Consider the following 9756-nt stretch of genomic DNA (forward strand, 5'->3'; position numbering starts at 1 on the left):
GCCCGGTTGTCGCGCCGGCTGGTCGAGTGGCCGGGCGCCGGTGGGGCACGAGTGGGGCGGGCGAGATGAGGACGGGCGCGGCGGCTGGCCATCGGGGCTACTACCACGAGGCTGTCTACTACGACTCGGACGAGGAACTTCTCGCGGTCGTGGTGCCGTTCCTGCTCGGTGGTGTCAAGGCGGGCGAGCCGACCGTGGTGTCGCTGGGGGAGCGGACCGCCGCCCTGGTGCGCGGCGCGGTCGCCGACCATCGGGACGTCTCCTACCTCGTCGGGGACGGTCTCTACGCGCGCCCGGCGGCGGCCATCAGGTCCTACCGGCAACTGCTCGCCGACTTCGTTCGCGACGGTGCCCGGCAGGTCCGGATCGTCGGTGAGGTGCCCCGGTCGGCGCTCGGCGCGACCTGGGACTGGTGGGCGCGGTACGAGGCCGCGATCAACCACGCGTACGACGAGTTCCCACTCTGGAGCATGTGCGCGTACGACACCCGGATCACTCCCGGCGGCGTGCTGCGGGACGTGGCCCGTACGCACCCGAGGGTGGCGACGCCAGACGGGGGGCACCCGCGCAGCGCGGGGTACACCGATCCGGTGGAGTTCCTCGGAGAGCCGAGGCCCGTGACCATCGACCCGATCCAGCAGACCCCGCCGGTGGTGGAGTTGCTCGACCCGTCACCGGCGCAGGCGCGCGGTGCGGTGGCGTACGCCGATCGCGGCACCCTCTCCCGGGACGAGATCGACGACCTGGTCGTCGCGGTGAGCGAGATGGTCACCAACGCGTGGCGTCATGGCCGCCCCCCGGTGTGGGTCCGGTTCTGGGCCGGCGTCGACCGCATTGTGGTCACCGTGAGTGACATGGGTTCCGGCCCGACCGACCCGTACGCCGGGCTTCTGCCCACGGCGGAGGCGGCGAGTGGCGGACGCGGCCTCTGGCTCGTCCACCAGCTCTGCGACCACGTCGCCTTCGACAGTGGGGACGGCTTCACCGTCCGGCTCACCGTAGGCGACCCCGGGTAACCCCGCCGGTGCCGTGAGCACGAACGTCCACGGGTCTTGGGCGACAACGAACAATCCGGCGAACGTCGGTGGTCACGACGCTAGGGGGCGGGCGTCGCGAACCAGCCCACTGTCGGCGGGGGCCACTGGGAGATCGGGGGGCCGTGGCTCGGCCGGATGCCGCCGGCCCGCTCCCGGGCGGTGTCGACCTGGTCCGGGGCGCCCACGTCGGGACGGTCACGCCGGAACCCGCCTCGGTACGAGGAGCCACGGCGGTCGCCAGCCCGGTGGGGGCACTGGCCCTCGGGTACGGTCAGCCCGGCCGAATCCGGTGGCGCGACGATGGTCAGGCAGGGCGGCCGTGGGTTACGGGGCGGGAGGCCGCCGCCCACGGGATCCGACCGCCGCCCGATCTCACCGGAGCGGGCGGCGTCCACCGTGGACTCCGGCGGCCAGGGAAAGACCGGATACGACAGCAGGGCCAGCAGGCCGAGGCGGATCGCGACGATGGACAGGGGCGACCGGTCGGGTCCGACCCGCTGCGGTGGTGTGGTCATCCCGGCCTCCCGCGAGTGATCCGCTCGGTGCCGGCGGGCGTAGTGCGGGATGCACCGGTGACCGTTGCCGTGCGCCCGTTCCGGCGGTGGCTCAGGTGCGGCGGGTTCGGGACCAGGCCCGTTGACACATCAACTTGACTGGCAGCATACGCTGCCAATTCAACATCAATCAATCGCTAATTGCCGGATCATGGGCAAAAGCCGTGATCGCGCGGGCTCCGGCGTCGTCGGCGGGACATCTTCCGGGCAGCACGTACCGCTCGATGAAGTCGGCTACCGCTGCCCGTACCGGCGCCGGGGCGCCGAGCCGTGGCAGCGCGTCGGCGGCGGCGGTGAAGCAGGTGACCGCGGCGGCGTGCAGGCCGGGGTGGGTCAGGCCCTCCCGGGCGGAGGTGAGCCAGTTGCGGTGCAGGCGAAGGTGCCCGAGACGGGCGGTCGCCTCGGCGGCGACGTACGCCGCGCTCGGATCGTCCATCAGGGCGGTCACCACGGCCGCCGGCACGATCCAGCCGTTGCCCGGCTGCTGGTCGATCATCCGGAACTCCAGGTAGCCGCGGGGCCGGATCGGCGGTACCAGGGTGGCGAGGTGACGTTCCAGGTCGTCGAGGGTGACCGGGCGCGGTCCGTGACCGCGCAACCAGTCCCGCATGGTCAGTCCCGTCGGGGCCAGCCACGGCATCGGCTCGGGTTCGGCGATCAGCGCGACCCGGGCGTCGAGCGCGTACCGCGCCCAGGCGCTACGCGGTTCGGTACGGGTACGCGGCGCCCGGGTCCGGCTGGCGTCGGTGCTGAACCGCAGCGCCTGCCGGTAGGAGACCCAGCGGGTGCCGGAACGGGTGACATGCGGCGAGTTGGCGAACGAGGCGAGCAGCACCGGACCGATCGCGTTCGCGAGCCGCCAGCGGCGGTCGTACGCGGTTCCGTCGTCGGACTCGTCCCCCGCGTCGACACACACCTGCACCGAGGCCGTGTTGCACATGACGGTGCGACCACCGGGGCCCGATCGGTCGTGGTACGTCGCCAGGGCGAGGTAACGCGGATGCGTGGTGACGAGCTGCGGCGCCCGGACCGTGTCGAGGGCGGTGCCGTCGAGCACCAGGTTGTCCGTGGCGAGCGCGGCGCGGACCAGTTCCAGGTCGCCCGCCACGTCCGTGACGCAGGCGCCCAGATCGGCGCCGACGGCGGAGGAGAGTTCGAGCTGACCACCGGGCTCGACGCTGATCTGGCTGCCGCCGGGCAGCGATTCGCCCAGGTGGCCGAGGGCTGCGTACAGGCGGTCGGCGGTGGGCCGGTCGAGCGGGTACGCCGGATCCCGCACGACGTACTCGAGTTCCACGCCGACCCGACCGACTGGGCCGACCCGGTAACCGGCGGCGGCGACGTAGGCGGTGGCTGTAGCCTCCGTGAGGACCGCGACATCCACTATGGACTCCGATGGGGTGCGGGATCCCGGTGTCCGGCCGCGAGCGGTCGCAGGACACGAAGGTTCTGTGGCGACATGGGATTGCTCCGGCCGACCTGGAAGCCCAACGGCTGGAGGTGATCTCCATTAGCGGGTTGGTCGGGCGAGCTGTCCAGGTCGCCTCGGCCCAACGGCCGGTGAACACTCGGTGTGACCCGGTGAACGAACGGTCAGCGCGGTCGTCCTGCGCTCCGTCCCGCCCGCCGCAGTGTCTCCAGCCTGTTCAGGGTGGCGGCGGCGGTGAGACTGTAGGCGACGTACGGGACGGCGTCCTCGAACCAGTCCTGTGCCCGCCAGCGGCGGGGGTTCGTCACTTTCAGGGCGGCCAACTGCCCGTCCGCGACCAGCATCCCGCCGATTGCGACGATGCCCGCCGCCACCGGCACCGGCGGACGCCACCAGGTGGTGACGGTGGCGAAAAGGGCGACCGTCAACACCCCGTTGACGTAACCGAGCACCGGGCCGAGCCCGGCCCGACGATCGGCGGCCCGTTCCTCGGGACCGAGGCTCAGCCGCGCCACCTCGGCCAGTCGTCGCACCGCACGCTGGTGGGTGTCGCTCAACGGTCGGGCCCGTACCGCCACGTCCAGGTTGCTGACCAGCTCCCGGGCGAGTGTGCCCACGGCGCCGGCCAGGAGCCCGTCGGTCAGTCGGCTCAGCGGGCCCTGGCGGTGCCCGCCCCGACCGTTCCGCCGCGTCGCGTGCCGCGACATGAGCCCCACCCCGTCCCGTTCGTCCCTGGTCGGGCCCGCCATCCGTTCCCGGCACGGGAGTCGCCTACCCCACCCGTGGCGGAACATTCCCCTCGGGCGTCAGCCCTGGCGGGACTTCCACTGCGGGTTGCTGCGGTTGACCACCAGCACCTTGCCGTGCCGACGTACCACGACCGAACCCGGCCGCTGCTTCAATGCGCGTAGCGAACTGCGAACCTTCATGATCTCCTCCGGCTTCGGGTCTGGTTCTTGGCCGTTCCGACGGAAACAACGCTGTCGGAGGCACCCGGATTCCCGCACCCTCCCGTCCGGCCACCGGTGCGTCGGGAATGGGTGGTGGCGAGCGCCACACATGTGGCGGCGGTATCCGACTGGAATTGCCCGCGGTGGATTGAGTAGGCTGACGCAGCCCATCCAGAGCGATTGAGAGACCTGGCTCGTCGATATCGCAGCAACCCCCCTCACGGGTGCGGGTGCTACCGCCAGGACCGATGGAGGTTTGTTCCATGCGTGGACCACGCGCCGATAGTTTTGGCACCCCGCACGCCGTCTGGCCTTGGTGGCGCCGGCATATCGACCTCTGCCGTACCGGCGCCATGCTCTGTCGCGCCAACGGCTGACAACCCACCGCCGGCGGGCCTGATCCGTCGGTAATTCCGCAATTCTCTCGGCACGGTGTTCGATCGGCCATGCCGTGTTCCGTCGTGCCCCGGTTTCCATTCCGGCTGCCGTCATTTGTCATTGAAGTTGGAGTATCCGCATGCGTATTTCCCGTCCATTCGCCCGTCTGCTCTCCGGTGTCGCCGCCATCGCACTGCTGGGCGTCGCCGCCGCCTGCGGCTCGTCCGCCGACGACGCGGCCGACAACCCGTACGACCTGCTGCGGCCCGGAACCCTGCGGGTGGGAACACTGAGCGACGCCCCGCCCAACGTCTATCTCAAGGACGGCAAGTTCACCGGCTTCGACAACGACCTGCTCACCGCTGTCGCCGGCAAGGTCGGGCTCAGGGTCGAATTCGTCGGCACCGAGTTCTCGGCGCTGCTCGCGCAGGTCAACAACCACAAGTTCGACGTCGGCAGCTCGTCGGTCACCATCACCGAGGCGCGCAAGCAGACGGTCGACTTCGGCAACGGGTACGACTTCGGCTACTTCGGTCTCGACGTACCGGCTGGCTCCGCGATCAAGGGATTCGACCAGCTCAAGGGCGCCCGCGTGGTGGTGGTGCAGGGAACCGTGCAGGACGACTACGCCACCAAGGAGGGTCTCGACCCGGTACGCGTGCCCGACTACAACGGTGCGATCAACCAGCTCAAGGCGAAGACCGCCGACGCCTGGATCTCGCCGGCCGAGATCGGTGAGAAGTCCGCACAGGAGAGTGGCGGCAAGATCGTCCTGGCGGAGAAGCAGCTCAGTTCCGCGCCGACCGCGTACGTGGTGGCCAAGGGGAACGACGCGCTGCGGGAACTGCTGAACAAGGGCCTGGACCAGGTGATCGAGGACGGCACCTGGACCCGGCTCCAGGAGCAGTACTACCCCGGTCGTCCGGTCCCGGACACCTTCAAGCCCGGCAGTGGCGACGTCGCGTTCCCACCGGTCAAGGCCGGCCCGTCGACCACTCCCACAGCCACTCCGTCGGCCTGACCGACCGGTGAACGCCCAACGGGTCCGAGACAGGTAAGGCGATGGACACCCTCAAGACGCTCTGGGAGACGTTCTTCGACCTGGGGTCGATGCGCGAAGCCCTACCCGAGATGCTCACGATCGGCCTCCGGAACACGCTGCTGCTGGCGGCCGTCTCGGCGGTCCTGGGCACCCTGCTCGGGATGCTGCTCGCCGTCGCTGGCCTGGCTCGGACCCGTTGGCTGCGCTGGCCCGCGCGGGTCTACACGGACGTGTTCCGGGGCCTGCCGGCAGCCGTCACCATCCTGCTCATCGGCGTGGGGCTCGCGCCGCTCGGCATGGCATGGTGGGGGCCGAACCCGTACCCTCTCGGCATTCTCGCGCTGTCGCTGATCGCCGCCGCGTACATCGGTGAGATCTTCCGCTCCGGCATCCAGAGCGTCGAGGCCAGCCAGCTTGAGGCGAGTCGGGCGCTGGGTCTGTCCCACCGGACCGCGATGCGACTGGTGATCATCCCGCAGGGGGTACGCCGGATCCTGCCGGCCTGGGTGAACCAGCTCATCGCGCTGATCAAGGACTCCAGCCTGGTCTACTTCCTCGGGCTGTTGGCCAGCGAACGGGACCTGTTCCGGATCGGCCAGGACCATGCCGCCAACACCGGCAACGAGTCCGCCCTGCTGCTGGCCGGCCTGCTCTACCTGGTGATCACCGTGCCACTGACCCACCTGGTCAACTGGATCGACCGGCGGCTGCGGCAGGGGCCGGTCGGCGACACGGACGAGGAGCCCGAGACGTACGAAGCGGCCGGAGCGCCGGCCACGGTGGACACAGGAGTGGGTCGTGACTGAGCGGGACCAACAGCGGGAACGAACCACGGTCCCGACCTCGTACGAGTCGCTCAGTCTGGCGGCTCGGGACATCCACCTCTCCTTCGGGCGTCACCAGGTGCTGCGCGGTGTCGACCTCGACGTCGGACGGGGTGAGACGGCCTGCGTCATCGGCCCCTCCGGCTCGGGCAAGTCCACTCTGCTGCGTACGCTCAACCGGCTGCTGGAGCCGGACCGTGGCGACGTGCTCCTCGACGGGGAGAGTGTGCTGCGACAGGACCCGGACCTGTTGCGGCAGCGGATCGGCATGGTCTTCCAGGGGTTCCACCTCTTCCCGCACCTGACCGTGCTGCGCAACATCACGTTGGCGCTCCGACAGCTCAGAAGGCTTCCGGCCGACGAGGCGGCCGAGTTGGGCTTGCGTCAACTCGACATCGTCGGCCTGCGGCACAAGGCCGACGTACGTCCCGCCCAGCTCTCCGGCGGTCAACAGCAACGGGTCGCGATCGCCCGTGCGCTGGCGATGTCGCCGCGGGTGATGCTCTTCGACGAGGCGACCTCGGCGCTCGACCCCGAACTCGTCAAGGGCGTGCTGGCGCTGATGGCGGACCTGGCGGCGCAGGGGATGACGATGGTGGTGGTCACCCACGAGATGGGTTTCGCGCGCCGGGTCGCGGACCAGGTCGTCTTCATGGACCGAGGGCGCGTGGTCGAGGCCGGCCCGCCGGCCGAGGTGTTCGAGGCGCCGCGCAGTGGGCGGCTCGCCCGGTTCCTCGCCGAGGTGGGCTGAGCGCGCCGGGCGTGACGCCCACCACGTCGAGAACGGACTGAACCGTTTTCGCGTGGGCTCCGTGTGGACTCCGAACGGCTTCCGGATGTGCTGGAACCGGGTAGACCACTGGAGAAATCAAATGTTGCGCAAGCACCTCGTGCCCTTTGCTGTCCTCATGACGGCTGGCGTGGCGATGCTCTCGGCCTGCGGCTCCGACCCGGCCGTGCCGGCCCCGGCAGCCCAGACGACCACCCAGGCCACCACCCAGGCGTCCGGCCAGGGCGACGGGGCGGGCACCGACCTGTCCCTGCTCTCGGGCACCGCGAAGTCGAACAACTCCCCGGCCGGCACCGGCGACTGGGCGGTCCCCAACGGCGGCGCCGCGACCGGCGCCGCGCTGCAGTCGGCGCAGAAGTGGGTCCAGCTCACCGCGAGCAGGGCCGGCGACCTCGACCCGGTCGTGGTCAACGGTGCTGGGCTGACCCTCTACCGGTTCGACAAGGACACCGCCAACCCGTCCAAGTCGAACTGCAACGGCGACTGCGCGGTCACCTGGCCGCCGGTCACCGTCGCACCCGGCGGCAAGATTTTCATCGCCGGCATCAAGAAGTCGGCGATCGGCACGGTCAAGCGCGCTGACGGCACCCGTCAGGTCACCATCGGCGGCTGGCCGGTCTACCGTTTCGCCAAGGACACCAAGCGCGGCGACACCCTCGGCCAGGGTGTGGGCGGCACCTGGTTCGGTGTGACGCCGACCGGCACCAAGGCCGGTGTGCCCGCCGGTGGCAACGACGCACCGGAGGCCGATGCCCCGCAGGCGACCCCGGCCACCAGCGCGGTTCTCTTCGACGACGCCAACTTCAGCGACAACGGTGCCTCCCAGGGCGTCTCCGGCAGCGGTTGCCAGAACCTCAGCCGTCCCGGGGTCACCTCCTCGGTGGCCGCCCCCGGCTCGCTCAAGATCTGGTCCGAGGCGAACTGCAAGGGGCGTTCACTGGTCATCAACGGTGACGTACGGGACCTCTCCAAGGTCAACTTCGACAACGCCATCGCCTCGGTCTTCCTCGGCTGAACGACAGGCCGACAGGCTGATCAGTAGTTCGACGGACGGGTGTGCCGGACTGGCCTTCGCCAGCCCCGCGCACCCGTCTGTCGTACCGGTGCCCACCCACGTGACACGACAACCTCGGGATGGTGTGTGAACATGACGCGGAACGCTCATCGGATCAGATGGGGGACGCTCCTGCTGGCGGTCACCCTGCTGGCGGGTTGCACCCGGTCCGTCGCCGGCACCGGCGGCGTCGAACGCTGGAGTTCGACCAAGGTCGCCGGCTTGGAGATCACCACCGGCGAGAGCGGTCCCCGGCCCGGGGTCGGTAACTCGCGACTCACCGCGTCCGGCGGGGACCGCGGACCCATCGACCAACTCGCCCTCAACGCCGTCGACGACGTACAGAGGTACTGGTCCGAGCAGCTTCCAGCGAGTTTCGGGAAGCGGTTCGAACCGATCGGACGGCTGATCTCGTACGACTCCGGTGGCGCCGGGGTGGAGGTGTGTCAGGCCAGCACCGCCGGCCTGGTGAACGCCTTCTACTGCGCCGGGGACGACACGGTCGCCTGGGACCGGGGGGAACTGCTCCCCACGCTCAACGACTCCTTCGGACCGATGTCGGTGGTCGCCGTCCTGGCCCACGAACTGGGGCACGCGGTGCAGTTCCGGCTCGGTACGGCCAGCGGCATCACCGCGCAGACCAGCTCCATCGTCAAGGAACAGCAGGCCGACTGCTACGCGGGCAACTTCTTCCGATGGGTGGCAGAGGGCAACGCGCCGCACTTCCAGATCTCCACCGGCCCGGGACTCAACCAGATCCTCTCCACCCTCTTCTTCATCCGCGACTCGGCCGGCACCGGATTCGACGCCGAGGGCGCGCACGGCAACGCCTTCGACCGGGTGTCGGCGTTCCAGCTCGGGTTCGGTGACGGACCCGTCCGGTGTGCCCGGATCAACGAGGCCGAGGTACGTGACCGGATCACCCAGCAGGCCAGCGGTGACCAGGAGACGGTCGACGGGGACGCGGGGAACCTGCGGGTGGACGACCGGAGCGCGCTGACGGCGTTGCAGACCACCCTGCGTGCCGTGTTCGAATCCAGCGGTGCGCGACCGCCGGCGATCGTCGTGGGGGCGCCCGACTGCCCCGACGCCCGCCGGACCTCACCGGCCTCCTACTGCCCGAGCAGCGACACCATCGGACTCGACCTCGACGACCTGGTCCGTATCGGCACCGCCCCCCAGCGGGGCAACCGGGGCGGCATCGGCGACTTCGCCGCCTTCGCCGAGGTCGCCTCGCGGTACGCGCTCTCGCTCCAGCGGTCGGCGGGTTACCCGCTGCGGGGGCTCGCCGCCGCCCAACGTACGGCCTGTCTGACCGGGGTGTGGGCGGGCGCGATCGTCGCCGGCCGGGGTGCGGCGCTGCAACTCTCCCCGGGCGACCTGGACGAGGCGGTGGCCGAGATGCTCACCCCGGACAGTGTGATCGCGGCCGACGTGGACGGTGCCAGCGTCCCGTCCGGCTTCGCCCGGGTCCAGGCGTTCCGTGACGGTTTCTCCGCGACCGGCCCCACCACCGGCGCCGCCGCGACCTGCGTCGGCAGGTACCAGTAGAGCCGCGCGAAACGGCGGGGGGGGGGGGGGGGGGGGGGGGGGGGGGGGGCCGCCCGGGGGGCGGGGGGGGGGGGGGGCGCGCGGGCCCCCCCCCCCCGCCCCCCCCCCCCGGCCCGGGGCCCGCCCGCCCCCCGGGCCGGGGGGGCC

At 70.8% G+C, this 9756-nt stretch carries 10 protein-coding genes and 1 riboswitch; of the genes, 6 read left to right on the forward strand and 4 right to left on the reverse strand.

The annotated features are described in order from the left end of the window. Positions 1–65: 65 nt before the first annotated feature. A complete protein-coding gene (locus ACIBF5_RS18710; RefSeq protein ID WP_396813165.1) occupies positions 66–1016 on the forward strand; it encodes an anti-sigma factor RsbA family regulatory protein in 951 nt (316 codons plus the stop codon). 80 nt (positions 1017–1096) lie between these two features. Here ACIBF5_RS18710 and ACIBF5_RS18715 read toward each other — a convergent pair whose 3' ends face one another. The 4 genes from ACIBF5_RS18715 to ACIBF5_RS18730 form a co-directional block, all read right to left on the reverse strand. Next, on the reverse strand, positions 1097–1552 hold the full coding sequence (locus ACIBF5_RS18715; protein WP_396813167.1) for a hypothetical protein: 456 nt from the start codon (positions 1550–1552) through the stop codon (positions 1097–1099). Positions 1553–1721: 169 nt separating this feature from the next. Continuing rightward, entirely contained in the window at positions 1722–2975 is a 1254-nt protein-coding gene (locus tag ACIBF5_RS18720; RefSeq protein WP_396813169.1) for a glutamate-cysteine ligase family protein, read from the reverse strand. Positions 2976–3184: 209 nt separating this feature from the next. After that, positions 3185–3727, reverse strand: coding sequence for a hypothetical protein (locus ACIBF5_RS18725; protein ID WP_396813171.1), 543 nt, complete (start codon positions 3725–3727; stop codon positions 3185–3187). A gap of 99 nt (positions 3728–3826) precedes the next feature. Next, a complete protein-coding gene (locus ACIBF5_RS18730; protein ID WP_396813173.1) occupies positions 3827–3949 on the reverse strand; it encodes a ribosomal protein bL36 in 123 nt (40 codons plus the stop codon). Between the two features lie 185 nt (positions 3950–4134). After that, positions 4135–4225, forward strand: a riboswitch (SAM riboswitch). Positions 4226–4487: 262 nt separating this feature from the next. Between ACIBF5_RS18730 and ACIBF5_RS18735 the strand changes: the two genes are divergently transcribed. The 5 genes from ACIBF5_RS18735 (at position 4488) to ACIBF5_RS18755 (ending at position 9609) form a co-directional block, all read left to right on the forward strand. Next, the gene (locus ACIBF5_RS18735; protein WP_396813175.1) at positions 4488–5369 is read left to right on the forward strand and encodes an ABC transporter substrate-binding protein; all 882 of its coding nucleotides are present in this window, start codon (positions 4488–4490) and stop codon (positions 5367–5369) included. Between the two features lie 41 nt (positions 5370–5410). Next, positions 5411–6196, forward strand: a complete 786-nt coding sequence (locus ACIBF5_RS18740; RefSeq protein ID WP_396813177.1) for an amino acid ABC transporter permease — start codon at positions 5411–5413, stop codon at positions 6194–6196. Positions 6197–6251: 55 nt separating this feature from the next. Beyond that, complete coding sequence (locus ACIBF5_RS18745) at positions 6252–6965, forward strand: amino acid ABC transporter ATP-binding protein (protein WP_396813228.1); 714 nt, start codon at positions 6252–6254, stop codon at positions 6963–6965. Between the two features lie 157 nt (positions 6966–7122). Next, positions 7123–8019, forward strand: a complete 897-nt coding sequence (locus ACIBF5_RS18750; protein WP_396813179.1) for a hypothetical protein — start codon at positions 7123–7125, stop codon at positions 8017–8019. 132 nt (positions 8020–8151) lie between these two features. After that, positions 8152–9609 (forward strand): neutral zinc metallopeptidase, encoded by a 1458-nt coding sequence (locus tag ACIBF5_RS18755; RefSeq protein ID WP_396813181.1) that lies wholly within the window; start codon positions 8152–8154, stop codon positions 9607–9609. Positions 9610–9756: the final 147 nt, after the last annotated feature.

It is taken from the genome of Micromonospora sp. NPDC050417 (assembly GCF_044458865.1).
GTDB lineage: Bacteria > Actinomycetota > Actinomycetes > Mycobacteriales > Micromonosporaceae > Micromonospora_G.

Bases quoted from the DNA above. Each gene is read 5' to 3' on its own strand.
- ACIBF5_RS18710 (WP_396813165.1), top strand. From the start codon at position 66: ATGAGGACGGGCGCGGCGGCTGGCCATCGGGGCTACTACCACGAGGCT.
- ACIBF5_RS18715 (WP_396813167.1), bottom strand. From the start codon at position 1,552: ATGACCACACCACCGCAGCGGGTCGGACCCGACCGGTCGCCCCTGTCC.
- ACIBF5_RS18725 (WP_396813171.1), bottom strand. From the start codon at position 3,727: ATGTCGCGGCACGCGACGCGGCGGAACGGTCGGGGCGGGCACCGCCAG.
- ACIBF5_RS18730 (WP_396813173.1), bottom strand. From the start codon at position 3,949: ATGAAGGTTCGCAGTTCGCTACGCGCATTGAAGCAGCGGCCGGGTTCG.
- ACIBF5_RS18735 (WP_396813175.1), top strand. From the start codon at position 4,488: ATGCGTATTTCCCGTCCATTCGCCCGTCTGCTCTCCGGTGTCGCCGCC.
- ACIBF5_RS18740 (WP_396813177.1), top strand. From the start codon at position 5,411: ATGGACACCCTCAAGACGCTCTGGGAGACGTTCTTCGACCTGGGGTCG.
- ACIBF5_RS18750 (WP_396813179.1), top strand. From the start codon at position 7,123: ATGACGGCTGGCGTGGCGATGCTCTCGGCCTGCGGCTCCGACCCGGCC.
- ACIBF5_RS18755 (WP_396813181.1), top strand. From the start codon at position 8,152: ATGACGCGGAACGCTCATCGGATCAGATGGGGGACGCTCCTGCTGGCG.